Genomic DNA, 24,186 nt, shown 5'->3' on the forward strand with positions numbered 1-24,186 from the left:
AGTTCGCCGGCAACCGGCAAGTTTTCACGGCGCCGCGGTGTGTTTCGCCGTTGCCCCTTTCCTGCGCGTTCGATCATGCCCCAGCCGGCCGCCAATAGTCTGCGCCGCACGCTGCTGCGGCGCCTCGCTGCTCCCCTTTCGCTGCTCGCCCTGATGAGCGGCCTGATCGCTTACTGGCTGGCGTGGCAGTACACGCAGCATGTGGTGGACAGGTCGCTTGCCGATCTCGCGACCGCGATCTCCAAACAGATCCAGATTGCCGGCCCTAACGCCAAGGTAACGGTGCCTCCGCTCGCGCAGGCCATGTTCTCCGATCCGGTCGAACATCTCGTCTATCGAATCAGCACCGGCGAAACCGAGATCGCCGGCGACCACAATCTGCCGCTCCAAGGCACCAGTGTGCGGCGCATGCACTACGCGTACGTCTTCGAGACGCAGCACCAGGGCGTGACGGTGCGCGTGGCGCAGGTGCGCGTCGATCAGCCCAGCGGTAATCCGATCGTCGTCGAAGTCGGTCAGCCGGTGCATCATCGTTTTCGCATCGCCGCCGAGTTTCTGGTCGCGATCATGATGCCGCTGCTGTTGCTGCTGCTGGCCGGGTGGGCGATCGTGTGGCGAGTGGTCAATCAACAGCTCAATCCGCTCACCGATCTCGCCGACTCGCTGAACCGGCAGACCCACACGTCGCTCGAGCCGGTGGACGAAACCTACGTACCAGTCGAAATCCGGCCCCTTACCGGCGCGCTCAACGCGCTGCTCGATCGCCTGAAAACCGCCCTCGACGGCCAACGCAAATTTATTGCCGACGCCGCGCATCAGTTGCGCACGCCGCTCACCGCCGTCAAGCTGCATGCGGAGCAGGCCGCGGTCGCGCGCGACCCGCAGCAGACGCTTGCGGCGGTCCGTGAGCTGCGCGCAGCCGCCGACCGTGCCGTACGGCTGTCGAATCAGTTGCTTTCGCTGGCGCGCGCCGAACCGGGCGAACAAGCCGCACGCTTCGTGAACGTGGATATGGCCGCGCTCGCATTCGATACGGGTGCGGAATGGGTGCCGCGCGCGCTGACGTTCCATGTCGACCTCGGCTTCCAGCGGCTCGACGATCCGGCCAACGATCATCCGCTGATGGTGCGCGGCAATCCGGTGCTGCTGCACGAAGTGATCGCCAATCTGCTGGATAACGCGCTCAAGTACGTGCCGCCTTCACGCTTCGATGGCGGCCGGATTACCGTAACGGTGTCGCAAACCGTAGTCGACGAACTGCGTATGGCGGAGATCATCGTCGAGGACAATGGGCCGGGCGTACCGTACACACAGCAAGCCGATCTGTTCAAACGATTCTTCCGCGGCGACGGTCAGAGCGAAGCCGGTGTGGATAGCGGCGCCGGTCTCGGTCTCGCAATCGTTCATGACATCATGGTGCTGCATCACGGCAGCGTACATTACGAAGATGCGCCGGAAGGCGGGGCGCGCTTCATCGTGCGCATTCCGCTGATTCCGATCAGCGTTCACCACGACGTGGATATCGAGGCACGGCGTCCGGCAAAAAAATCGGCGCACTCGGCGCCGATCGATATCTGATTCTGCAGCAGGCCAACCCGCTGCCAGGGGCCGCCTCGAGTTCACCAAGGTCCAACCTGGTGCTCACCCGAGGCGGCCCGCTTTATTTCTTCTTCGCCTTTTTTGCGGACGTTTTCGCCTTCTTTGCCGTCTTGTCCGACCTGGACGCGCCCTTCTCTTTCTCCGGCGGCGCCAGCATCGTGCCGCGGCACTTGCGCGCGCCGCAGCGGCATTCGTATTCCTTCTTCAGCTTCTTGGTCTGGCGTGCGTCGATGACGAGGCCGTAGTCGTAAAAGACTTCCTCGCCCTCGGCGATGTCGCGCAGCGCGTGCACATATACATGACCGTCGATCTCTTCGGCTTCGCAATTCGGCGCGCACGAATGGTTGATCCAGCGCGCGCTATTGCCATTCACCTTGCCGTCGATCACCTTGCCGTTATCGAGCGCGAAGTAGAACGTGTGATTCGGCTCGGCCGGGTTATGCGGATGACGGCGCAACGCTTCCTTCCAGGAGATCCGCTCACCCTTGTATTCGATCAGCCGTTCACCCGCCGCAATCGGCTCGGTGGCAAACACGCCTTTGCCGTGCACACCCGAACGGCGCACGGCGATCCTGCGTGAACTCATTGAATGAATCCTTGTGAAGAACTGGGGGTGAAGATCCGGCAATCGCCAGAAACGCCCGCGTCTGACGTGCTGCTTTTTCTGACGCGGATAGCAAACGCGGCGCCTTGCGAGCGCCGCGTCGACCTGCGACGCTCATGCGCCACATCCGGCATCCTACACGCTCAAGACAGCTTCCTTCAACCGTCAAAAAGACGTGAACGCACAAGGCGCGTGTGCAGCTTTACCGTTGTCCGAACGAAATCTCGCCGAACAGCGCCTTTTGCTCGCGTGGTTGCGAACGCCAGTACTGCGGCGGTGCTTCGACCGTCGCACCGAGTTGAGCCGCGGCATGCCACGGCCAACGCGGGTTGTAGAGCAATGCACGCGCCAGTGCGATCAGATCGGCGTCACCTTCTTCGATGAGTTGTTCGGCGTGCAGCGGATCGGTGATCAGGCCCACGCCGATGGTTGTGAGGCCGGTTGCCTGTTTGACGGCCCTTGCAAAAGGAATCTGATAACCCGGCTCGAGCGGAATCTTCTGCAACGGCGACACACCCCCGGACGACACATCGATCCAGTCACAGCCACGCTTTTTCAACTCCTGCGCGAACACGATCGTCTCTTCGAGCGTCCAGCCGCCTTCCACCCAGTCGGTTGCCGAGACACGTACGCCGACCGGTTTGTCGGCCGGAAACGCGGCGCGCACGATGTCGAATATTTCGAGCGGAAAGCGCATCCGGTTCTCCAGCGAACCGCCGTAATCGTCGTTGCGTTGATTGGCGATCGGCGACAGGAACTGATGCAGCAGATAGCCATGCGCCGCATGCACTTCCAGCGCGTCGACGCCGAGGCGCGCGGCACGCCGCGCGGAAGCCGCGAACGCTTCGCGAATCCGGTTCAGCCCAGGAGTATCGAGCGCGAGTGGCGGCTCTTCACCCGCTTTATGCGGCAACGCCGACGGCGCGTGCGGCAACCAGCCGCCTTGTGAAACGGGAATCAGTTGACCGCCTTCCCAAGGCACGTGACTCGACGCCTTGCGTCCCGCATGCGACAACTGCATCGCAACGCGAATGTGCGAATGCTTGCGGATCGCGGCGAGCACCGGCACCAGCGCCGCCTCGGTGGCGTCGTCCCACAGTCCGAGATCGCCCGGCGTGATGCGTCCATCAGGCTCGACAGCGGTCGCCTCGATGCACAGCATGCCGGCGCCCGACAGCGCCATACTGCCGAGATGGATCATGTGCCACGCGGTAGCCTCGCCACGTTCGGCGGAGTACTGGCACATTGGGGAAACGACGATGCGGTTGGGAAGCGTCACGCTACGCAGCGTGAGCGGAGAAAAAAGCGCGCTCATGGATTACGCCCTGTAAAAACCCAAGAGCGGACGAGCATAGCACTGCGGCTCATTGTCTGCAGGCGCGCGCGGATCAGGGTTTCGGTTCGACCTGATCGAGCCACTCGCCAAACATCCGGCGCGCGGCGATTTCCAGCACCGGACCGAACTGCGCCGTCTCGGCCCGCAAGCGGCGTACGTCGATACCATGGCCGGCGATCTCGCCGGCGTTGCCGATCAGCCAGGGCTCGAACCGGTCAGCGCGAATCTCCGGGTGGCATTGCAGACCCAGCACGTGCCCGCCCCAGGCGAATGCCTGGTTTTCGCAGGCAGGCGTCGAAGCAAGACGTGTGGCGTTGTCGGGCAGATCGAAGGTGTCGCCATGCCAATGCAGCATCGACGTGAGCGCGCCATCCAGATGGCGCACTGGCGAGGCCCGGCCGGCATCGGTGAGCGTAAGCGGTGTCCAGCCGAGTTCGGTATGGCCGGCGGGATAGACCCGCGCCCCGAGCGCACGCGCGATCAGTTGCGCGCCGAGGCAGATGCCGAGCGTCGGCAAACCGGCGGCGATCCGCTTCTCGATCATGGCGAGCAACGGCACGAGCGTCGGATAGAGCACGTCGTCAGTTGCACTGATCGGGCCGCCCAGGATCACCATGAGCGATGCGGCGACCGGGTCCGGCGCCTCGATGCGGGCAAAGCCGACGTCGAGATAGCGCACCGGCCGACCGCGCTCGCCGAGCTCCAGCTCAAGACTGCCCAGATCCTCGAAGTGCACATGGCGAATGGCCAGAACTTCGCGATTCATCAGCCTGCCCCACCTTCAGGTTGACTAAAGACTTGCCGCTACGCGGCGCGAACCGGCCGGCGGACGGCAATCGCCGGCCGCCGGAGCACGGTTTGGCAGTGTAGCGGAATGTCCTGAAAGACGCCGCCTTATTGGGCGAAGATCTTCCAGGTCTTCTTCTGGGTGGCGATGTCAGCCGCTTCGTACACCGAGCAATCGAGACGCACGTCTGTGTCCGACATATTCAGATTGAGCAGCGCGCAATGATGCGGCGTCTTCTTCGGCGTCTTGCTCGGCTCGAAATGCGTGCAGGTCAGGCACATGCGGTGCGGCGGAATCGTGCCTTGCACTTCCAGCTGATGGATGGTCTTGAGCAGCGTGCGATAGAACAGCGACTGCTCTTCGTCGCGCAGCGTGCCGACCGCTTTGGCCAGAAAGTCCGGCCATTGCGCAGCGCGCTTCGCGGCGGTGCGGCCACGCGCCGTCAGACGGACCGCGAGAGCGCGGCCGTCGTCGAGGGCACGGCGTTTTTCGACCAGGCCTTTGGTCTCGAGCGTGCTCACGGCGTCGCTGGTGGTTGCGGCGGTCAACGCCGTTTCGCGGGCAATTTCGCCAAGACGCATCGGGCCCTTGCGTTGCATCAGCAAGACCAGGATTTCGCCCTGGGTCGGCGTAAGGCCTGCGCCCTCCGCCCATTCCCAAGCCTGGCTCCGCATGGCCGTGCTCAATCGCAATAGGCTGTGGGTCACTCGCCCGGTTGCCTGTTCTCCGTATACGCCTTCGCTCATAATCTTCGTTTGGTTTATTAAAGCTTGCGTGCAATGTCGGCGAACCGCTGCCGAACAAGCCCGTAGCCTGTGTGGGGTAGCCTCGCCCAAAAGCGAGCGAGACGGTTTCTACTATCTCAAAAATTTACCGCCTTACCAGCCAAAGGCAGCTAAAGCGACATTCTATGCGAGACCGGCCAATCGTACAGCTAAGTTATCCAACATAAGCTGTGGATAACCATGGGAAAACATAGGGGATCGCTTGTGTGCCGATTCTTGATAAGCAACCAGCCCCCGCTGCCCTAACCAAAGTTGTCCTCGTTTACCGGCTCCGACGCACCTTTGATCCGCCCGGTTATGGTTTACGTAGCACTTTGACTTTTCAGGGAATTATTCAGTTGTCCACAGGCAGATGCAATGCTTGTTAACTACTACGTATGTATACGTAAATTTTTGAAAAACCTAAGACCCCGCGAGCTGGAAATTTATTTACGAAAAAAAACCCGCACGAAGCGGGTTTCCTTACGGTTTAGCGTAAGCGACCGCGTCTCCGGCTAGGCTCGCCACTGCAAACACTGCTGCCTTACGGCTTCGTGCAAGGACTTTTCCCGCTCGAAGACACCGCGCAGCCAAGCCGCGTCATTGACCTGACCGCGTGCGATCGCGCCGATCTCGGCGAGCGCGTTGCCCGATCCCAATGCTTCGGCGTGCGGTGCAATCAGATCAAGCGTTTCGAGGATATCTTCGGAAATCGTCTTGCGCTCGCTCGTTTGCGGATTGATGCAGTTGCCGGCCAGACCGAAGCGGCATGCTTCAAAACGGTTGAAAGTGTAGACAAGGTAATCGTCTTCTTTCGGCGTGATCGGCTTGTCGAGCAGCAGATGCCGTGCAAGGGTCTGGATGTAGCAGGCAATCGCCGCCGCGCGATCCACGGAAAACGGCGTATCCATCACGCGAACTTCGATCGTGCCGAAACCCGGCTTCGGCCGGATGTCCCAGTAGAAATCTTTCATGCTGTTGACCACGCCCGTGTGAACCATCTTCGAGAAATATTCCTCGAAGCTGTCCCACGTCAGCACGAATGGCGCACGCCCCGACAACGGAAACGCAAACACGGAATTCAGTCGTGCCGAATGAAAACCGGTATCGACACCCTGTACGAACGGCGACGAAGCGGACAAAGCGATGAAATGCGGAATGAAGCGCGACATGGAATGCAGCAGGTACAGCGCGCTGTTCGGATCCGGACAGCCGATGTGCACGTGCTGGCCGAACACCGTAAATTGCTTGGCAAGGTAGCCGTACAACTCCGAAAGATATTGAAAGCGCGGTGTATCGACAATCTGTCTTTCACTCCATTGCTGGAATGCATGCGTGCCGCCGCCGCACAAGCCGACGTTCAGATGATCCGCTGCGGAAACCAGCGTGTCGCGAATCTTGCGCAGATCGGTGACGGCCTGTTCATGCGTCGTGCAGATACCGGTCGACAGTTCGATCATGCTTTCGGTGATTTCCGGCGTGATGTTGCCGGGGATTTTTTCATCCTTGATGAGGCGCAGCAGGTCTGAGCCGGCTTTGGTCAGATCATAGTCATGCGTGTTCACGATCTGCATTTCGAGTTCGACACCGAAGGTGAACGGTTTCGAATCGATGAAGGGTTCGAGTGACATAGCGTCCCCTGAGTCAGGTCGGCCGGTGTGTCACGTGGCTGTGTCACAGGTCCGGCCGTTTTTTTGAAACGAATAAACGGGATAAAGCGAGGATAAAGCGCGCAAATCAAGCATCCAGCGCATCGAGTAGCAGTGCTGCGTTACTCTTCGCGCCGTTCGGCCACCAGCGCCAGGCTGCGATACACGAGCCACGGCCCGAGAATCTGCAGCACGAAAATCGAACACATCACGATCGCGCGCAGTTGTGGATCGAAATTCGGATAAAGGTTGTAGGTATCGTCGACAAGCAGGTACGCAAGCGCCGACATCGGCGAGAGCGACAAACCGAGGGCCATGCCCTGCTTCCAGTTCAAACCGCTCGGCTTGGCAAAGGCCATCACGCCCACCAGTTTCGCAACCAGCCGCGCAATAATCAGACCCAGCGCAGCGACGCCGCCGAGCGCGATGTCTTTCCATTCGAACGAAGTCAGCGTCAACACGAACAGAATCACGGTCAGCAGCCAGCCTGCCGTGCCGAAATGTTCCGGCCACAACTGCGGACGCGCTTCAAGATTCTTAACGATGATGCCCGCAGCCAGCAACGCAAGAATGGTGGAAAGCTTGAACACGTGCGCAATCGCAATCGCCAGCAGTACGAGGCCGAATAGCGCGACAAACGAATGCTCGTCCTGCATGTTCAGACGTCGATAAAAAAACGTGCAGGTGCGCGCAAGCAGATAGGCCAGTACGAGCGAGCCGACCAGCAGATAAAGCGGTTGCAGAATCGTGGCATAGACGTTGCCGTAAACCTCCTGATGCAACCAGCTCGAGACCAGCTTTTCGATCACCACCGCGTACATGCTGTTCAACGCGGTCAGGGTCAACAACCGCTGAGTCACCTGGCCTTCCGCGCGCAACTCGGTTTTGAGCTGGATCACCATGGCCGGCGAAGTCGCCATCGCGATCGCGGCGAGCACCGTTGCCACCATCAGCGGCACCTTCAGAAACAGCAGCACCGGCAACACTAGCGCGAACGTCAGCGTGGCCTCGGCGACGCTCGACAGAATCAACCAGGGATTGCGGCGGATCCAGCGCAGATCGAGCCGGCTGCCCAGTTCGAACAACAGCAAACCGAGTGCGACATCGAGCAGCGGCCGGGCCGCGGTCGCGGACTGCGCGTCGATCACGCCGAAACCGGCAGCGCCCGCTATCAGGCCGATGACTGCATACCCGGAAATGCGCGGTAAGCGCCATGCGCGAAAGCAGAGTTCACCGCACAGACCCGCGGCGAGCAACGCAAGGCCGGCCCAAAAGATGGCGTCGGGAGTGAGTGGCCAGGCAGGAAAAAATGAAAACGCCGACTTCATTGTGATGGGTTCTCCTTGGCAGCAACGGCAGACGACACGAACCGGCCTCAACACCGGTGAGCGGCTGAGCACATGAGGCGCTCACTGTTGCGATCGCTTCGCGTGACCCGCGTTGCGAGTTTTCAATGATCGGATGATCTGAATGCGCCGCGGTCGCGTGGAGCGCGACGCATTTCGGGGTGCGGCCGTAGCAACCGGCACGGAACGGTTGAAAGAACGCCGTCGACTTTGAATCAGATTCTGATTGAGCGGCACCGTTCCGTTGCAGCGAGTGCCGCCCAGGGCGAGGCACGACGCGGAAAAGAACGGCGATTGTGCCATAGCTTTTTCATACTTGATTGAAAAGACCGGAACATGCCGTCAAAACGGTAAAAACGTACGTTAACTTCGCACGACGCGGAAAATGCGACCGTTTTGGCAATGAATCAGGCTCGTGCAGGTTACGGATTCAACGTTGCAGAACTGTTTTTCGGAACACTGCCGGCGCCGTTTTCTTCCCATTGCAGGAGGTTCGAGCTCGGCGATTGCGCCCGATCTCACGCGGGTTCTTCTGTTTACAGGTTTACCGTATGTATACGTAGTAACAGTTAACAAGGTGCCTCGTTTTCTGTGGATAACCCCGGTTTACCGAATCGATTCAGCGGGTTGTCGCTCGCATAACAGGATGCACAGCATGTGCGGCAGCAGCGGGTATACAAGGGTAACTTTTGGCGATTTTCGGCGGCGGCAAAGTTACCCCGTTTACGTCCACAACGGTTCCACATGAGTTGCGCGGGTTAACAAGGCGGTTATCCACAAGTTTCAGTGGATAACTTTTTCGTCACGGCTGTTTGCGTGTGCGCTTAGTCGGCTGTGCCGTGGCGCAACGCACGCAAGAGGAAGCGAGCCGGATCGATATCTTCTGCCAGCTCGCGTTCGAGCGGCCAGGGCTCACCTTCGATCTGGGAGGCAATCAACTCGGCGCCCAGGCTTGCCCACACCAAACCGCGCGAACCGTAAGCGAATGCGCCGTACAAGCCGTCGACACGTGGCAAATCGAGCGGCCAGGCGCCACGCAGACGCAGGGCGTCGCGTGCCGCCGCTGGTTCGTCGGCTAAATTGCCGATCATGGGCATCCGGTCGCTCGTCACGCAGCGAAACGCGACGCGCCCGGCGAGCGCTGCCGCGCGTGCCGGATCGATAACGCCGTCAAAAGCCGGCAGCATCTGCGCAACCCGTTCGAGGTTTTCCAGATGGCCATCCGGGCGCAGCGAGGTGTCAGGGTCGTCGAGTTCGTAGGTGGCGCCGGTTAGCGTGACGCCGTCGGCGAGTGGCACCGCGTAGCCTTCGCCTATCACCGGCATGCCGAGCGGAGGTACGGTGCCGGCCGGCAGCAAAGTCAACTGGCCGCGGATGCTGCGGGTTGGCGCGTGACGCAAACCGGCGATGCGCGCGGCCTCGTGCGCACTTGCGACAATGACCACCGGCGCGCGCGCGAGCGCCTGCCCCGTTACATCGAAGACGGTCCATTGATTACCGGACCGTTCGAGGCGCCCCACGTCCACGCCGAAGCGGCGCTCGAGCAACCCGCCCGCGGCTGCGCACTGCGCGGCGCAAAGCGACGCCGGGTCGATCCAGCCGCCGTGCGGAAACAACCAGCCACCGTGCGCGAGCGGCATGCCTGCTAAGTGCCGTGCTTCGTTCAGCGATAGGGGCGTGACGTATTCAGACGGGTAACCGAACGCCGTGATTGCTTCGCTCATCGAACATGCTTCGTCGTCGTCCGCGGCGATCTGCAGCAGGCCTGGAGCGCCGCGCAAGGGACGATGGCCCAGCCGTTCGAGCGCGGCCCAACGTCTGAGCGTATAGAGAAAGCCCGCTCGCGTAACGCGCGAAGCGACGCTGTCATCCCGCGAGATCATCGGATGGAATACGCCGGCCGGGTTGCCCGAGGCGTCCTGAGCGACCGATGCGTGCCGCTCCAGCGAAGTGACGCGCCAACCGCGTGAGGCCAGGCGCTCGATCGCCGCGCAGCCGGCGAGTCCGGCACCGATCACGATTGCGTGCCGCTCATCGACTTCAAGCGGCGCGGGCGGTTCATAGCGGCGCACACGCCAGCGTGGCGCGAAATGGCCGACCAGCATCGCGCGCTTCCAGCCGAAGCCGTCGACTTTTTGGTACACAAAGCCGTTTTGGGTCAGCGCGCGCTTGATGTCGCCGGCGCTGCTGTAGGTCGCGAACGTGGCGCCTTCGCCGGCCAGACGAGCGAGCGCCTTGAAGATCGCAGGCGTCCAGATGTCCGGGTTCCTGGCCGGCGCGAAGCCGTCGAGATAGAACGCATCGGCGCATAACCTCAATGCGGGCAGGCTTTCCGCCGCGTCGGCGAACACCAGTGTCAGTGCGACGCGGCCGTTCTCGAATTCGAGCCGGTGCGTGCCGGGGACCAGCATCGGCCATTCAGTGGCGAGTGTGTCCGCCAGCGCGGCAATTTCGGGATTCGAAATCGTCGCTGCATAGACGCTGCGCAAATCGGCCTGAGTAAACGGATGCTTCTCGGTCGAAACGAAGTGCAAGCGTTCGCAACGCCCCGGATCGGCTCGCCATGCGGACCATGTCGTGAGGAAATTGATGCCCATGCCGAAGCCGGTTTCGAGCACGGTAAACAGGCGCCTACCCTGCCACCGCTGCGCTAGCTTATTGCCCTGGAGGAACACGTATTCAGCCTGTTCGAGACCGCCGACGGCGCTGTGATAAATGTCGTCGTAGCGCGGTGAAAACGGCGTGCCGTTGTCGCGGAATGCGAGGACGGCGGGGATCAACGGATCGGTCATGCGCGGTGGAAAATGACGCTCGACAGAGCGGATCAGACGTTACCGCCGGCGCGGGCAGCTCGCCAGGCGGCGAAAAGACGTGTGGCAACGTTGGCAAAAACCAACGCTAAGCCCCGTCCACGCTGGGTTTCAGCCTTCGATTGAGGTCCGCGAAGAGAAAAAAGAAGGGTTTCCCCTGAATCTCGGCCCCAGAACCGCTTAAATCTTCGAAACCCTTGTCCTGATTGGGTTTGCGCTGCGCTATCATAGCAAGCGCCGCGAAGGGAGCGGCGGCACGGCCGTGGGGCGGTCAATTACCCCATGCTAATTGTCCGGAGGGGATCCGGAGCCGCAGCTGCTCGACGGCGCGGCCCGCGCACGTATAATCGGCGCGTTCGCGCTGTTCGTGTCAACCTAAACTCAGAAAGGAACCTTAATGAACAAACAGGAACTGATCGACGCCGTCGCAGGACAGACGGGCGCCAGCAAGGCTCAAACCGGTGAGACGCTGGACACGTTGCTTGAAGTGATCAAGAAGTCTGTGTCGAAGGGTGATGCGGTCCAGTTGATCGGCTTCGGCAGCTTCGGTTCGGGCAAGCGCGCAGCACGTACGGGTCGTAACCCCAAGACCGGCGAAACTATCAAGATCCCGGCCGCCAAGACCGTCAAGTTCACGGCTGGTAAGGCGTTCAAAGACGCAGTCAACAAACGCTAAGCAGATTACTGCCCGGCAGTTGACGCCCGCCAATGGCGGGTTTTTTTTCGTCTGGAATTACTGTTTAGCCGTGACGGGCGTCGCGGCTAAACAGTTGCGTGAGGCGCAACGGCCTCGCCGGCTCAATCGTGGCGATGCACGATTTCGCCGTGGCCATGGCCGTCGTGATCATGATGATCGTGGTCATGGTCGTCTTCGTCGAAATCCCATGCCGGGAACGGATCGGCGAATTGTTGCCACGCTTGCGGTCCCGCCGCGTATTCCTCTTCGGTGACGAGGCACGCATCGAACTTCGCTTTCCACACTGCCGGGTCGATGCCGACGCCGATCATCACCAGTTCCTGGCGACGGTCGCCAATGCTCAGATCGTCCGGATCGCCGTACCAGTCGGCGGCAATTTCGGCGGCCAGCTCGTCATCGCCATCCGGCCATTCGCTGCGATCCTGAGCGGCCCACCACATGCCCGCCGGACCATGCCGGCAAGCGCCACCCGCCTGCGACAGCGAACCCGCAATGTCGTTACGCGTGGCGAGCCAGAAGAAGCCCTTGCTGCGCAAGACGCCCTGCCACTCCTGATGCAGCAGCGCCCACAGGCGCTCCGGATGAAACGGCCGCCGCGCGCGGTAAATGAAATTGCCGATGCCGAATTCGTCCGCTTCACCGTGATGAGCATGGCCGTGTTCATGTTCCTGATTGAGCGACGCCAGCCAGCCCGGTGCGCTCGACGCCTCGTCGAAATCGAAACGTCCGGTGTTCAGCACGTCGGCAAGCGGCACCTCGCCGAAACGGCTCACTACCTGCACGGCACGCGGATTGATGCGCGCAAGGATGCGTTGCAAACGCGTGAGTTCGTCGGCGCTCACCAGATCGGCCTTGTTCACCACTAGCACGTCGCAGAACTCAATCTGCTCGATCAGCAATTCGACCAGCGTGCGATCGTCCTCTTCAGTCGCGGCGATGCCCCGTTCGGAGAGCGCGTCGGCGGAGCCGTAGTCGCGCAGAAAGTTGAACGCGTCGACCACCGTCACCATCGTATCGAGCCGCGCGATGTCGGATAGCGACACGCCGTCGTCGTCGACGAAGGCGAAGGTTTCGGCGATCGGCATCGGCTCGGCCACGCCGGTCGACTCGATCAGAATTGCATCGAAGCGCTTTTCGCCGGCCAGCCGCTTGATCTCAACCAGCAAGTCGTCGCGCAACGTACAGCAGATGCAGCCGTTCGACAGTTCGACGAGTTGTTCTTCGACATGCGAAAGCGCGGCGGCGTCGCGCACCAGCGTTGCGTCGATGTTGACGGCCGCCAGATCGTTGACGATCACGGCAACGCGCAACCCTGCGCGGTTCGCAAGGATGTGGTTCAGGAGCGTGGTCTTGCCCGCGCCCAGAAAACCGGAGAGGACGGTGACGGGCAATAGCGGCTGGTTCATCGCAGTACGGAAAGACAAGAGGATTGGAGGGCGTGCCGGGTGGGGTCGCATGACTCCGGGGCCAGAAGACGGCCGAACACCGGCGGCAGCACGAAGCCGCATTGTGCATCAAAACGGAAAAGGGCCGCGCGGCGAGAACGGCTCAGTGCGCAGCCGGCATCAGATTCCACTTGCGCAGGATGGCGGCGATCTGCTGCGCATACTTGTCGCGCAATGCCGGCGTCTCGGAGTGATACGCGCCGACCGCCTGCCAGGTATTGCCGTACTTGTTCATCTGACGGCGCAGATGCCACGCCGCGATGTAGACGTTCTTGCACGGCTCCATCAGCGTGCCTTGCGAGATGCCATACTGGGCGAGCGTGGGCAGATGAACCGAGTTGATCTGCATGACGCCGTAGTCGGTGGAGCCGTTGGCGTTCTTATGCAACGCATCCGGTCGATTGTGTGACTCCTGCCACGCAATTGCGCGCAGAATCAGGGGGTTCACCTTCTGATATCCTGCGGCCTCGTCAAAGCAATCGGCACGCGCGGACCCTGCTGCGATCAGCACGGCAAGTCCTGCGGCGGCAGTGACGAAGGTTCGTTTCATCAGTCAATAAATACGACTAAGCAAATCGCAAGAATAGGGTTTGACAAGGCATTGCACCGGCCATACTTCAGCCGCTGGAAGCCGGTGAGGCTCGCTGGCCGGGCGTTTGCCGGGCATCGGGGAAAACCCGCCTCGGCAAGTCGCTGCCAGCACCTCGAACGGCTCGTATCATACCGGCAGGCAGATACCCGTCAAGCTGGCTAACCGACATAGTCGAGCGTAAAACGAAGCGCGTCTGCGGGTCGGCGCACACAAGCACGTTTGCTTTCAATTGCTTGACGATTGGAGGCGGTCTTTAGAGTAATCACACCGGGTCGCTTGTTTTGTGACAAATCCGACATGAAAAACTGTTACTGTTCATTTTTTTCGGACTTTGGATGTCTGGCATCCCGGGGATTGACCCCTGATGAGGCCGGCTGGCAGACCGACAGGGCGGCGGCCTGCTCAAATGTTCGCACTGCATGACCGTCGACGGCTCGCGCCGTCGGCTTCGAACCCACATTCCATGAGAAGAAATCGTATGGCATTGCGTCGCGTCGCAACGGCGCTGCTGGTGGCTGGATTGATCACCGCGCAGACAGCACAGGCACAGGTGACACTCAACTTCGTGAACGCCGATATCGACCAGGTGGCCAAGGCGATCGGGGCGGCGACCGGCAAAACGATCATCGTCGACCCGCGCGTGAAGGGTCAGTTGAACCTCGTGTCAGAAAATGCAGTGCCTGAAGACGAGGCGCTGAAGACCCTGCAATCCGCCTTGCGGATGCAGGGTTTTGCGCTGGTGCAGGATCACGGCGTACTGAAGGTGGTTCCGGAGGCCGATGCCAAGCTGCAAGGCGTGCCGACCTATGTCGGCAATGCGCCGGTGGCGCGGGGCGATCAGGTCATCACGCAGGTGTTCACGCTGAAGAACGAGTCGGCCAACAACCTGCTGCCGATCTTGCGTCCGCTGATCTCGCCGAACAATACCGTCGCTGCTTACCCGGCCAACAACACGATTGTGGTGACCGATTACGCCGACAACGTGCGGCGCATCGCGCAGATCATCGCGGGTGTCGATACGGCCGCCGGCCAGTCGGTGTCGGTGGTGCCGCTGAAGAACGCGAATGCGATCGATATCGCCGCGCAGCTGACCAAGATGCTCGACCCCGGCGCGATCGGCAGCACCGACGCGACGCTGAAGGTATCGATCACCGCGGACCCGCGCACCAACTCATTGCTGATTCGCGCGTCGAACGGCGCCCGGCTCGCGGCCGCGAAGCAGTTGGCCAGGGAACTCGACACGCCCACGACCATGCCCGGCAACATCCACGTCGTGCCGCTGCGCAACGCGGACGCGACGAAGCTCGCGAAGACCTTGCGCGGGATGCTCGGCAAAGGCAGTGGCGACACCGGCTCGTCAGGCGGCTCGAACGAAGCGAATTCGTTCAACCAGAACGGCGGTGGCGGCTTGGGCGGCAGCAATTCGACAGGCACGTCGGGTACCCCGCCGCTGCCCTCGGGCGGGCTTAACAGCAGCTCGGGAGCGTCGCCGATGGGTGGCAGCGGCGGCGGATACGGTTCGAACAGCGGTTCCGGCGGCCTGCTCGGCAATGACAAGGACAAGAGCGACGACAATCAGCCGGGTGGCATGATCCAGGCGGACGCGGCAACCAACTCGCTGATCATCACGGCGGCCGAGCCGGTGTACCGCAATCTGCGGGCGGTGATCGACCAGCTCGACGCGCGGCGCGCGCAGGTTTATATCGAGGCGCTGATCGTCGAACTGAACTCGACCACGAACGCCAACCTCGGCATTCAATGGCAGGTCGCGAACAGTTCGGTTTTTGCCGGCACCAATCTGGCGGCCGGCACCGGCAACAGTATTATCAATCTGACGGCCGCCGCCGCGGCAGGCGCCGCTACCGGTGGTCTCGGTGCAGCGCTCGCCAGTGGCTCGGGTCTTCAGCAGGGGCTCAACGTCGGCTGGGTGCACAATATTTTCGGCGTGCAGGGACTTGGCGCGCTGTTGCAGGCGCTGTCGCAAACCGCCGATGCGAACGTGCTGTCCACGCCTAACCTCATCACGCTCGACAACGAAGAAGCGAAGATCGTGGTCGGTACGAACGTGCCGATCCAGACGGGTTCGTATTCGAATCTCACGAGCGGCACCAGCCCGGGTTCGGCGTTCAACACGTATGACCGTGTCGACGTGGGTCTGACGCTGCACATCAAACCGCAGATCACCGACGGTGGGATTCTCAAGCTGCAGCTCTACACGGAAGATTCGGCGATCGTGAACGGCACGACCAACGTGTCGACCAACCCGGCCGGTCCGCAGTTCACCAAGCGTTCGATCCAGTCGACGGTGCTCGCCGATAACGGCGAAATCATCGTGCTGGGCGGCCTGATGCAGGACAACTATCAGGTCAGCAACAGCAAGGTGCCGCTGCTGGGCGATATTCCCTGGCTCGGCCAGTTGTTCCGCTCGGAACAGAAGACTCGCCAGAAGACCAACCTGATGGTGTTTCTGCGCCCGGTGATCATCACCGATCGCGATACCGCGCAGGCCGTGACGGCGAACCGTTACGACTACGTGCAGGGCGTGACGGGCGCGTATAAGTCGGACAACAACCTGATGAAGGATAAGGACGATCCGGTGGTGCCGCCGATGCCGCTCGGCCCGAGCCAGGGTGGCTCGCCGGCGATGAACCTGTTCAATCTCGATCAGATGCGTCGCCAGCAGATGGTGCCGCAGTCGGCTCCCGTCATGAACGGCGGCGCTGTGCCGGCCAACCCCGCTGTGCAGACGAACCCTGTTACCAACGGCGGCGCCGTGCAGACGAACCCCGCTGTACAGACAAATCCGGTAACCGTGGGACCGTCCACCGCATCGCCTGGAGTGAAGCCGTGAGCACGCCGTCCACGCCGCCGTCAGCTTCGCGAACGTCGGCAGCAGCCCGAGCTTCGGCGACTGCGCCCGCAGTTCTGGCGGAGCATGCCGAACGCATCGCGCCGTCGGCGGTGGCCGCGCGTCTCGTGCCCTATGGCTTCGCCCGCGGCGGCCAGATTCTGGTCGCGCATCAGCACGCCGACGGCCTCGAAGTCTGGATCAGCGAACGCACCAGCGATGCGGCGCTTGCTGAAGTCGCGCGCAACTTCGGCGCGTTGTCCGTGGTGCGTGTGCCGGCTGACGAACTGGCTCAGGCGATCAACCAGGCTTACGCGCGTCAGGACGGCAGTGCGGCCCAGGTGGTCGGTGAAGTGGAAGGCGAAGTCGATCTGTCGCGTCTGATGCAGGACATTCCCGAGGTCGAGGATCTGCTCGAATCGGAAGACGACGCGCCGATCATCCGCATGATCAACGCGCTGCTCACGCAGGCCGCGCGCGAACAGGCCTCGGATATTCACATCGAGCCGTTCGAGACTTCTTCGGTGGTGCGCTTCCGGGTCGACGGGACGTTGCGCGATGTCGTGCGACCGAAGAAGGCCTTGCATGGCGCGCTGATCTCGCGGATCAAGATCATGGCGCAGCTCGACATTGCCGAGAAACGTCTGCCGCAGGACGGCCGGATCACGCTGCGTGTCGGCGGCCGTCCGGTCGACGTGCGGGTCTCGACCCTGCCTACCGGTCACGGCGAACGCGCGGTGCTGCGTCTGCTGGAAAAGGACGCCTCGCGGCTGAATCTCGAAGCGCTCGGCATGGCGCCGGACACGCTCGTCAAGTTCGACAAGCTGATCGGCAAGCCGCACGGCATCGTGCTGGTGACCGGGCCGACCGGCTCGGGCAAGACGACCACGCTGTACGCGTCGATGTCGCGGCTCGAAACGGCGACCACCAACATCATGACGGTCGAAGACCCGATCGAATACGACCTCTCCGGCATCGGCCAGACGCAGGTCAACGAGCGGATCGGCATGACCTTCGCGCGGGCGCTGCGCTCGATTCTGCGGCAGGACCCGGACGTCATCATGATCGGTGAAATCCGCGACCTGGAAACCGCGCAGATCGCGGTGCAGGCGTCGCTGACGGGTCACCTGGTGCTGGCCACCTTGCACACCAACGACGCGGCCTCCGCCGTGACCCGTTTGACCGACATGGGTGTGGAGCCGTATCTGCTGGCGTCGTCGCTGCTTGGCGTGCTGGCGCAGCGGCTGGTGCGGCGTTTGTGCCCGGTGTGCCGCGAAGAGCGCGTCGAGGAAGACGGCAGCGTGCGCTGGCATCCGGTCGGCTGCGACAAGTGCGGCCAGTCGGGCTATGCGGGACGGCGCGGTGTCTACGAACTGCTGCTGATCGACGACGAGATCCGCACGCTGGTTCACCGCAACGCCTCCGATGCGGAAATTCTGGCGGCGGGCCGTGCGCAGGGCATGCGTACGCTGCGCGAGGATGCGGACCGCTGGCTCGCATCGGGGCTGACGTCGCTCGAAGAAGTGATTCGCGTGACGGGCGGAGCATAAGCGCATGCCGGCATTTCGTTTCGAAGCGATCGATGCGGCGGGCAAAGCGCAAAAGGGCGTACTCGACGCGGACAGCGCGCGCGGTGCCCGGACCAATTTGCGTTCGCAAGGACTGACGCCACTCGTCGTTGAACCGGCCGCGACGCGCACACGTGGCGAGCGCAATCAACGCTTGTCGCTGGGACGGCGTTTATCCCAGCGCGAGCAGGCGATTCTTACGCGCCAACTGGCCAGTCTGCTGATCGCCGGCTTGCCGCTCGACGAAGCGCTCGCGGTGCTGACCGAGCAATCGGAGCGCGACTACATTCGCGAGCTGATGGCGTCGATTCGCGCGGAAGTGCTCGGCGGCCATTCGCTCGCGAATGCGCTGACGCAGCATCCCAAAGACTTTCCCGAGATCTATCGCGCGCTGGTGGCGGCCGGCGAGCATACCGGCAAGCTCGGTCTCGTGCTGTCGCGTCTCGCCGACTACATCGAGCAACGCAATGCGCTCAAGCAGAAGATCGTACTCGCGTTCACCTACCCCGCGATCGTCACGCTGATCGCCTTCGGCATCGTCACGTTTCTGTTGAGCTACGTGGTGCCGCAAGTGGTGAATGTGTTCGCCAGCACCAAACAGCAACTGCCGATTCTCACCATCATGATGATGGCCTTGTCCGGCTTCGTGCGGCACTGGTGGTGGGCGATGCTGATTGGCGTGATCGTCCTGGTGTATCTGGTGCGCTCGGTGCTGAAGCAGCCGGGCCCACGCCTTGCGTTCGACCGGTGGCTGTTGACGGCGCCGCTGCTCGGCAAGCTCGTGCGCGGCTACAACACGGTGCGGTTTGCCAGCACGTTAGGCATTCTGACCGCGGCGGGCGTGCCGATTCTGCGCGCATTGCAGGCCGCCGCCGAAACGCTCAGCAACAATGCAATGCGCGAGAACATCGACGATGCGATCGTGCGGGTGCGCGAGGGTACGTCCCTATCGCGCGCACTCGGCAACACGAAGACGTTTCCGCCGGTGCTGGTGCACCTGATCCGCTCGGGTGAGGCGACCGGCGACGTGACGACCATGCTCGACCGCGCGGCCGACGGCGAAGCACGTGAACTGGAGCGGCGCACGATGTTCCTGACGAGCCTGCTCGAGCCGTTGCTGATTCTGGCGATGGGGGGGGTGGTGCTGGTGATCGTGCTGGCGGTGATGCTGCCGATCATCGAGTTGAACAATCTGGTGCAGTAAGCGGTGCGGCAAGAGACGCAGACGTGCTTCAGTTGCGCGTGGCTGCAACGAGGGATGTAGCAGCCGTTGTGACAATTGCATGCGGGGGCGGCCGCCTTGGGGCAGCCGCCGCGCAATCCGCTGAAGCGCGGTGGAACGTCTGGACTAGCGCACGTAGATAGTAGGACCTGCCGGATTGGCCGGCAGGAATACTTCGGAATGCGCGCCATTGCGGTCGATGATGATCGAGCGGGGGCGGACTTCAGAGAGTTTGGCGCCTTGCATGAGCGCGCTGCCGATCGACACCGCATGGGGCGGTTCACCGCCAACGCTGACGATGGCCGCGGCGCCTTCCCGCAAAGCGAGGATGCCGAACAGATGCACGTCCTGGTTGGCGCTGCGGGTGAGCTGGCCGCCGAACAGCGTGGCGGCCTGGTCGGTCGAGACCTGCGCGTGCGCGGCGGCAGCGGGCAACGGCGCACCGGACGTGGTGGCGAGCGTAATGACCCAGTAGGTCAAGGTCGCGCAAAACACGGCGAACAGTGCGAGCGACAGAAGGCGGATTTGAATGGCGTTCATGCGCATATTGTACGGACTATTGTGAAAATTGCGTTGGGGGAAAGTACTCCTAATCTCGCGCGAAACGCGGGATCCCCGAGGGGACGCAAGAAACTGGAGGGTGCGTGGCGTTTTCTCGCAACCCTTCAACTGCATGACATTAAAATGACCGGCCGGGCGTGTTCAATGGCAGCCCCGATTGGCTGACACGCGAATCCCGCCCGATCGAAAACTTCACCTGAAAAGAGGTAGCAAGCTATGCAACTGTCGACCACTCGACGAATTGGAATCGCGAACCTGCGCAGCCGTCGTCAGCGCGGTTTCACGCTGATTGAAATCATGGTCGTGATCGCGATCCTGGGCATCCTGGCCGCGTTGATCGTGCCGAAAATCATGAGCCGTCCGGACGAAGCGCGCCGCGTGGCCGCCAAGCAGGACATCGGCACGGTGATGCAGGCGTTGAAACTCTATCGTCTCGATAACGGCCGCTATCCGACTCAGGAGCAAGGCCTGCGCGCCTTGATCGAAAAGCCGACCACCGACCCGGTGCCGAGCAACTGGAAGGACGGCGGCTACCTCGAACGTCTGCCGAACGATCCGTGGGGCAATACCTACCAGTATCTGAATCCGGGCGTGCATGGCGAGATCGATGTGTTCAGTTATGGCGCGGACGGCAAGCCCGGCGGCGAGGGCAACGATGCGGACGTCGGTTCGTGGCAGTAGTCGCGGTGGTTTCGTAGTTGGGTAGTTTGATAATTCATTGAGCGCAGTCGAGCGTCAGGCGCGCGGATCGCTCCCAGTTCTCTGGCGATCCACCGCGCGTCTTGTCGACTCATTGTTTCTCTGATTTTTGCTTGATCTTTGGTTGATCGTTTGTGGCCGGCACTATGCGACTGTCCGCTTGCAAGTCCCCTGTGGACACTCCGTGTACGGCGACGCTGCCGGGCACGGCGTGCGCTGGCGCGCGCGTGCGCGGCGGGCGTGGCGCAGATGGTTTTCGCGCCACTGGCCCGAAGCGCGCGGCGGGTTTCACGCTGCTGGAAATGATGGTGGTGCTGGTGATCGCGGGCATTCTGGTATCGCTGACCGCGCTGACCATGACGCGCAATCCGCGCACCGATCTGAACGAAGAGGCGCAGCGTCTCGCGCTGCTATTCGAATCGGCTGGCGACGAAGCCCAGGTGCGCGCACGGCCGATCGCCTGGCAACCGCTCGACGGCGGATTTCGTTTCGACGTGCGTACCGAAGACGGCTGGCGTCCGCTGCGCGACGATCTGCTTGGGCCGCGTAACTGGGAGGGTGGCGTGACTGGCGTCACGATCAATTATCCCGGGTCGGATTCGCACCCGAGCCGGGTCGTGTTCGGTACCGAAGCGATCGACGTGCCCGTGCAGATCACGCTGTTCTCGGCGGCGGGACGCGCGACGATTGTCAGTACCGGCAACGGCCGCTATGAGGTGCACTGAGATGCGTCGTTGCAGGAACATGGGCGTGCGCGAGAGGGTCCACGGCGCGCAGCGCGGTTTTACGATGATCGAAGTGCTGGTGGCGCTGGCGATCATTGCGATTGCGTTGGCCGCGTCGTTGCGCGCGGTGGGGAGTCTCGCGAACGGCGAGGCCGATTTGCATCGACGGCTGCTGGCGGGATGGAGCGCGGACAATACGTTGGCGCAATTGCATTTGACACATGGCTGGCCGAATGTCGGCTCGACGAGTTTTGACTGTTCGCAGGGCAATTTGCAGTTGATTTGTACCGAGCATGTGACGGCGACGCCGAATCCGGTGTTTCGTCGAGTGGAAGTCATGGTGACGATGCCTGGGCGTTCCGGCAATCTTGCCCAGATGGTCACGGTGGTCGCGAATGAAAACAACCGTTCGCTCTGAGCGCCGCGGCCGATCGGGCGCGCGTGGCTTCACGCTGATCGAGCTGCTGGTCGCGATTGCGATCATGGCGGTGATTGCCGTGTTGTCGTGGCGCGGATTGGACCAGATCATTCGTGGCCGGCAGACGATTACGAATGCGATGGAGGACGAGCGCGTCTTTGCGCAGGTATTCGACCAGATGCGGATCGACGCACGCCAGGCCGCGTCGGACGATGAGTCCGGGCAGGCCGCTGTGTCGATTAGCGGCAGTGTGCTGCAGATCGTGCGGCAGATTTTGCTGCCGGGGACGGCGCCGCGCTTGCAGGTGGTGAGGTATCGCGTGTCCGAGGGGCGGGTGATTCGGTATGCGTCGCCGCCGCTGGCGAATGTGGGCGAGTTGCGTGGTGCGCTGCGCGGCGGCGAGGGTGATGGCTGGACGGCGGTGCCTTTGATGGGCGGTGTCGCGGCTATTTCTGCTCGTCTTTATGTGCCCAAGGTGGGCTGGACCACGCAGATGAAGGATGTGCAGAGCGCTATTACGGAGAACGATAATAATTTGAAGGTGCCCCAGTTAGGGAATGCGCCGCTGCCGCGGTCGGTGACGGGGCTGGAAGTGAGTGTCGGGGCTAAGTCGCTGGCGCGGCCTGTCACGCGGGTTTTTCTCGTCGGAGAATGAGATGAGGGGTTTGGTGTTGTCTCCGCGACGGTTTGTAGTTGTGCTGTTTGTTCGCCTTTTGCGGCGGGCTTGTTTGCGTTCTTCCCGTTTTGGCCTTTCCTTGTTTTGTTGTCGGTCTATTAGCGTTCCCCCTGTGCGGGGGGGCACCTACTTTTCTTTGCCTGCCGCAAAGAAAAGTAGGCAAAAGAAAGCGGCTCAAACCGCTAATGCTAAGCGGGTCCCCCGCACAGCCATCGGTAGTGGTGCATCTGGAATCTGTCCCATCGCACACTCCGCCTCAGTGACAAAGCAGTCATTAGCTCCGGCGGCGCTCCGCGCGCCGAACGGTACACCTCAAACAATCGGGCTCTCGGGCGTGACGCCCTTTTCAGCCGCCCTCCCCAGTTCCGACACACCGGCATTGCCGGGAAAATGGGTTGGGCATTTCGCCGAGGCGAAGCCGACGGCTCCCGCCTACCCCGGCCAGGGCCGGGGGTTTTCGAAGTGGACCGTTCCGGTGAGCGCGCAGCGCGAGGCGGGAGGTATGACGGCCTTGTCACTTCCGGTTGGGGACATGGGGGCACGGATTCCAGATGCACCACTACCCCCTCCAAGCCAGGGGACCCGCTTAAGAGCTAGCGGTTTGAGCTGCTTTCTTTTGCCTACTTTTCTTTGCAGCAGGCAAAGAAAAGTAGGTGCCCCCCCGCACAGGGGGAACGCTAATAGACCGATAGCAAAACAAGGAAAGGCCAACAAAGCAGGAAAGGCCAACAAAGCAGCCGCACAGCCCAAAGCCCAACGCGGCGCAGCCATCATCAGCGCCCTACTGGTAGTCGCGCTCTCAGCGATATTGGTATCGGGCATGCTCTGGCGCCAGCAAGTCCAGATCCGCAGGATAGAAAACCAGCGTCTCCTATCCCAGGCACAATGGGTCGCCCGCGGCGCGCTCGACTGGACGCGCCTGATTCTCCGCTCGGAGGGCGACACCTCGGCAGGCATCACCTATCTGGGCGGCCTGTGGGGCGTCCCCATCGCCAAAACACGTCTGTCGGATTTCCTTGGACAAATCGGCGAAGTCAGAGCCGAGCAAGGCCAGGCAACCTACCTGTCAGGTTCCATCGAAGACGCCCAGGCGAAATTCAACCTCCGCAATCTGGTCTCGAGCCCGGCGCCCGGCGTCATGCAAGTGAACATGGAACAGGTCGGCGCCTATCAGCGCCTGCTCGTGTCTCTCGGTGTGAACAGCCAACTGGCGAAAGCCACCGCCTTGCAGGTGCGCTCGAGCCTCGCGCAATCGGCGACACGTTTCCAGACGGTCACGTCCCCCGCAGGCACGACGTCGACCCCGCTCACCGCAGGTGGCAGCGCCATAGGCGGCAGCTTCACCGATAAGCCCGGTATCGAGGACGGCGACGACAACGCCGCGGTCGCGCCGCTGCAGATGACCAGCGTCGATTCGCTGCTCGATATCCCCGGCTATACGCCGGAAATGGTCGCGCGTTTGCGGCCTTTCGTCACCGTGCTGCCGACCGTATCGGCGGTCAACATGAATACGGCCTCCGCCGAAGTCGTCGCCGCAATCGTGCCGGGAATGAACCTGTCCGCCGCACAAGCCTTCGTCGCGCGCCGGCAGACCGTGTTCTTCCATAACGTCGCCGACGTGCAACTGGCCTTGCGCGGCGCCGGCGTACAGTCGGTCTCGATCGATCCGAATGAGATGGACGTCAACACGAGCTACTTTCTGATCCACGGCCGCGTGCAGCACGAACGCGCGGAAGTCGATCGCACCACCCTCGTCTATCGCGATGCTTTGACTCACACTACGCGTATCGTGCGGGTACAAGACCAATTATGAATAACGCCTTTCCCAGAGAGAGTGGCC

General features: G+C 62.0%; 20 protein-coding genes. 10 read left to right on the top strand and 10 right to left on the bottom strand.

Features of this window, described 5'->3' with window-relative positions; genetic code table 11:
• The first annotated feature begins 75 nt into the window (after window positions 1-75).
• On the top strand, window positions 76-1,578 hold the full coding sequence (locus AC57B6_RS15935) for a sensor histidine kinase (protein ID WP_030102428.1): 1,503 nt from the start codon (window positions 76-78) through the stop codon (window positions 1,576-1,578).
• Between the two features lie 82 nt (window positions 1,579-1,660).
• On the opposite strand, the gene AC57B6_RS15940 is transcribed toward AC57B6_RS15935, so the two are convergent.
• The 7 genes from AC57B6_RS15940 to mnmC form a co-directional block, all read right to left on the bottom strand.
• On the bottom strand, window positions 1,661-2,185 hold the full coding sequence (locus AC57B6_RS15940) for an SET domain-containing protein (RefSeq protein ID WP_028197608.1): 525 nt from the start codon (window positions 2,183-2,185) through the stop codon (window positions 1,661-1,663).
• A gap of 220 nt (window positions 2,186-2,405) precedes the next feature.
• On the bottom strand, window positions 2,406-3,518 hold the full coding sequence (locus AC57B6_RS15945) for an NADH:flavin oxidoreductase/NADH oxidase (RefSeq protein ID WP_030102429.1): 1,113 nt from the start codon (window positions 3,516-3,518) through the stop codon (window positions 2,406-2,408).
• A gap of 73 nt (window positions 3,519-3,591) precedes the next feature.
• The gene (locus AC57B6_RS15950) at window positions 3,592-4,305 is read right to left on the bottom strand and encodes a glutamine amidotransferase (RefSeq protein WP_028197610.1); all 714 of its coding nucleotides are present in this window, start codon (window positions 4,303-4,305) and stop codon (window positions 3,592-3,594) included.
• A 128-nt stretch (window positions 4,306-4,433) separates the two neighbouring features.
• Window positions 4,434-5,072 (bottom strand): MarR family winged helix-turn-helix transcriptional regulator, encoded by a 639-nt coding sequence (locus AC57B6_RS15955; protein ID WP_028197611.1) that lies wholly within the window; start codon window positions 5,070-5,072, stop codon window positions 4,434-4,436.
• A 533-nt stretch (window positions 5,073-5,605) separates the two neighbouring features.
• Complete coding sequence (locus AC57B6_RS15960) at window positions 5,606-6,721, bottom strand: YbdK family carboxylate-amine ligase (protein ID WP_028197612.1); 1,116 nt, start codon at window positions 6,719-6,721, stop codon at window positions 5,606-5,608.
• A gap of 140 nt (window positions 6,722-6,861) precedes the next feature.
• Window positions 6,862-8,067, bottom strand: coding sequence for a cation:proton antiporter (locus AC57B6_RS15965; RefSeq protein ID WP_028197613.1), 1,206 nt, complete (start codon window positions 8,065-8,067; stop codon window positions 6,862-6,864).
• Window positions 8,068-8,909: 842 nt separating this feature from the next.
• Entirely contained in the window at window positions 8,910-10,877 is a 1,968-nt protein-coding gene (gene mnmC, locus AC57B6_RS15970; RefSeq protein WP_496421688.1) for a bifunctional tRNA (5-methylaminomethyl-2-thiouridine)(34)-methyltransferase MnmC2/FAD-dependent 5-carboxymethylaminomethyl-2-thiouridine(34) oxidoreductase MnmC1, read from the bottom strand.
• Window positions 10,878-11,292: 415 nt separating this feature from the next.
• Here mnmC and AC57B6_RS15975 point away from each other — a divergent pair, with 415 nt between their 5' ends.
• A complete protein-coding gene (locus AC57B6_RS15975) occupies window positions 11,293-11,571 on the top strand; it encodes an HU family DNA-binding protein (protein ID WP_006050811.1) in 279 nt (92 codons plus the stop codon).
• A gap of 122 nt (window positions 11,572-11,693) precedes the next feature.
• Here the strand turns inward: AC57B6_RS15975 and AC57B6_RS15980 are convergent, their stop codons facing one another.
• Window positions 11,694-12,998 carry a GTP-binding protein gene (locus tag AC57B6_RS15980; RefSeq protein ID WP_496421689.1) on the bottom strand — a complete coding sequence of 435 codons (1,305 nt, stop codon included), beginning with the start codon at window positions 12,996-12,998 and terminating at the stop codon, window positions 11,694-11,696.
• A gap of 142 nt (window positions 12,999-13,140) precedes the next feature.
• The gene (locus AC57B6_RS15985; RefSeq protein WP_046567289.1) at window positions 13,141-13,587 is read right to left on the bottom strand and encodes a lytic transglycosylase domain-containing protein; all 447 of its coding nucleotides are present in this window, start codon (window positions 13,585-13,587) and stop codon (window positions 13,141-13,143) included.
• A gap of 520 nt (window positions 13,588-14,107) precedes the next feature.
• Between AC57B6_RS15985 and gspD the strand changes: the two genes are divergently transcribed.
• Genes gspD through gspF form a run of 3 tightly spaced genes read left to right on the top strand, consistent with a single transcriptional unit; the run spans window position 14,108 to window position 19,249 of the window.
• Window positions 14,108-16,480, top strand: a complete 2,373-nt coding sequence (gene gspD, locus AC57B6_RS15990) for a type II secretion system secretin GspD (protein ID WP_496421690.1) — start codon at window positions 14,108-14,110, stop codon at window positions 16,478-16,480.
• Entirely contained in the window at window positions 16,477-18,027 is a 1,551-nt protein-coding gene (gene gspE / locus AC57B6_RS15995) for a type II secretion system ATPase GspE (RefSeq protein WP_338137996.1), read from the top strand. Before gspD ends, gspE begins: the two co-directional genes overlap by 4 nt.
• Window positions 18,028-18,031: 4 nt before the next feature.
• Window positions 18,032-19,249, top strand: coding sequence for a type II secretion system inner membrane protein GspF (gene gspF / locus AC57B6_RS16000; protein ID WP_028197620.1), 1,218 nt, complete (start codon window positions 18,032-18,034; stop codon window positions 19,247-19,249).
• 144 nt (window positions 19,250-19,393) lie between these two features.
• On the opposite strand, the gene AC57B6_RS16005 is transcribed toward gspF, so the two are convergent.
• A complete protein-coding gene (locus AC57B6_RS16005) occupies window positions 19,394-19,807 on the bottom strand; it encodes a type II secretion system protein N (protein WP_028197621.1) in 414 nt (137 codons plus the stop codon).
• A gap of 237 nt (window positions 19,808-20,044) precedes the next feature.
• Between AC57B6_RS16005 and gspG the strand changes: the two genes are divergently transcribed.
• The 5 genes from gspG to gspK all read left to right on the top strand — a co-directional run bounded on the left by gspG (window position 20,045) and on the right by gspK (window position 24,159).
• On the top strand, window positions 20,045-20,509 hold the full coding sequence (gene gspG / locus AC57B6_RS16010; RefSeq protein ID WP_028197622.1) for a type II secretion system major pseudopilin GspG: 465 nt from the start codon (window positions 20,045-20,047) through the stop codon (window positions 20,507-20,509).
• Between the two features lie 164 nt (window positions 20,510-20,673).
• Complete coding sequence (locus tag AC57B6_RS16015) at window positions 20,674-21,252, top strand: GspH/FimT family pseudopilin (protein WP_096335769.1); 579 nt, start codon at window positions 20,674-20,676, stop codon at window positions 21,250-21,252.
• A 1-nt stretch (window position 21,253) separates the two neighbouring features.
• The gene (gspI, locus tag AC57B6_RS16020) at window positions 21,254-21,670 is read left to right on the top strand and encodes a type II secretion system minor pseudopilin GspI (protein WP_028197624.1); all 417 of its coding nucleotides are present in this window, start codon (window positions 21,254-21,256) and stop codon (window positions 21,668-21,670) included.
• Complete coding sequence (locus AC57B6_RS16025) at window positions 21,648-22,325, top strand: PulJ/GspJ family protein (protein ID WP_028197625.1); 678 nt, start codon at window positions 21,648-21,650, stop codon at window positions 22,323-22,325. The genes gspI and AC57B6_RS16025 overlap by 23 nt, the downstream gene beginning before the upstream one ends.
• A 790-nt stretch (window positions 22,326-23,115) precedes the next feature.
• Window positions 23,116-24,159, top strand: a complete 1,044-nt coding sequence (gspK, locus tag AC57B6_RS16030; RefSeq protein WP_046570065.1) for a type II secretion system minor pseudopilin GspK — start codon at window positions 23,116-23,118, stop codon at window positions 24,157-24,159.
• Window positions 24,160-24,186: the final 27 nt, after the last annotated feature.

The organism is Paraburkholderia sp. BGA-UO-ETr-F12, from assembly GCF_059567945.1.

What these genes read in the sequence shown, in the direction of transcription:
- AC57B6_RS15965 (WP_028197613.1), bottom strand. Translation starts at nt 8,067, where the DNA reads ATGAAGTCGGCGTTTTCATTTTTTCCTGCCTGGCCACTCACTCCCGAC.
- AC57B6_RS16025 (WP_028197625.1), top strand. Translation starts at nt 21,648, where the DNA reads ATGAAAACAACCGTTCGCTCTGAGCGCCGCGGCCGATCGGGCGCGCGT.
- AC57B6_RS15960 (WP_028197612.1), bottom strand. Translation starts at nt 6,721, where the DNA reads ATGTCACTCGAACCCTTCATCGATTCGAAACCGTTCACCTTCGGTGTC.
- AC57B6_RS15955 (WP_028197611.1), bottom strand. Translation starts at nt 5,072, where the DNA reads ATGAGCGAAGGCGTATACGGAGAACAGGCAACCGGGCGAGTGACCCAC.
- AC57B6_RS16015 (WP_096335769.1), top strand. Translation starts at nt 20,674, where the DNA reads ATGCGACTGTCCGCTTGCAAGTCCCCTGTGGACACTCCGTGTACGGCG.
- AC57B6_RS15935 (WP_030102428.1), top strand. Translation starts at nt 76, where the DNA reads ATGCCCCAGCCGGCCGCCAATAGTCTGCGCCGCACGCTGCTGCGGCGC.
- AC57B6_RS15980 (WP_496421689.1), bottom strand. Translation starts at nt 12,998, where the DNA reads ATGAACCAGCCGCTATTGCCCGTCACCGTCCTCTCCGGTTTTCTGGGC.
- AC57B6_RS15985 (WP_046567289.1), bottom strand. Translation starts at nt 13,587, where the DNA reads ATGAAACGAACCTTCGTCACTGCCGCCGCAGGACTTGCCGTGCTGATC.
- gspI (WP_028197624.1), top strand. Translation starts at nt 21,254, where the DNA reads ATGCGTCGTTGCAGGAACATGGGCGTGCGCGAGAGGGTCCACGGCGCG.
- AC57B6_RS15975 (WP_006050811.1), top strand. Translation starts at nt 11,293, where the DNA reads ATGAACAAACAGGAACTGATCGACGCCGTCGCAGGACAGACGGGCGCC.
- mnmC (WP_496421688.1), bottom strand. Translation starts at nt 10,877, where the DNA reads ATGACCGATCCGTTGATCCCCGCCGTCCTCGCATTCCGCGACAACGGC.
- gspF (WP_028197620.1), top strand. Translation starts at nt 18,032, where the DNA reads ATGCCGGCATTTCGTTTCGAAGCGATCGATGCGGCGGGCAAAGCGCAA.
- AC57B6_RS15940 (WP_028197608.1), bottom strand. Translation starts at nt 2,185, where the DNA reads ATGAGTTCACGCAGGATCGCCGTGCGCCGTTCGGGTGTGCACGGCAAA.
- AC57B6_RS15945 (WP_030102429.1), bottom strand. Translation starts at nt 3,518, where the DNA reads ATGAGCGCGCTTTTTTCTCCGCTCACGCTGCGTAGCGTGACGCTTCCC.
- AC57B6_RS15950 (WP_028197610.1), bottom strand. Translation starts at nt 4,305, where the DNA reads ATGAATCGCGAAGTTCTGGCCATTCGCCATGTGCACTTCGAGGATCTG.
- gspD (WP_496421690.1), top strand. Translation starts at nt 14,108, where the DNA reads ATGGCATTGCGTCGCGTCGCAACGGCGCTGCTGGTGGCTGGATTGATC.
- gspG (WP_028197622.1), top strand. Translation starts at nt 20,045, where the DNA reads ATGCAACTGTCGACCACTCGACGAATTGGAATCGCGAACCTGCGCAGC.
- AC57B6_RS16005 (WP_028197621.1), bottom strand. Translation starts at nt 19,807, where the DNA reads ATGAACGCCATTCAAATCCGCCTTCTGTCGCTCGCACTGTTCGCCGTG.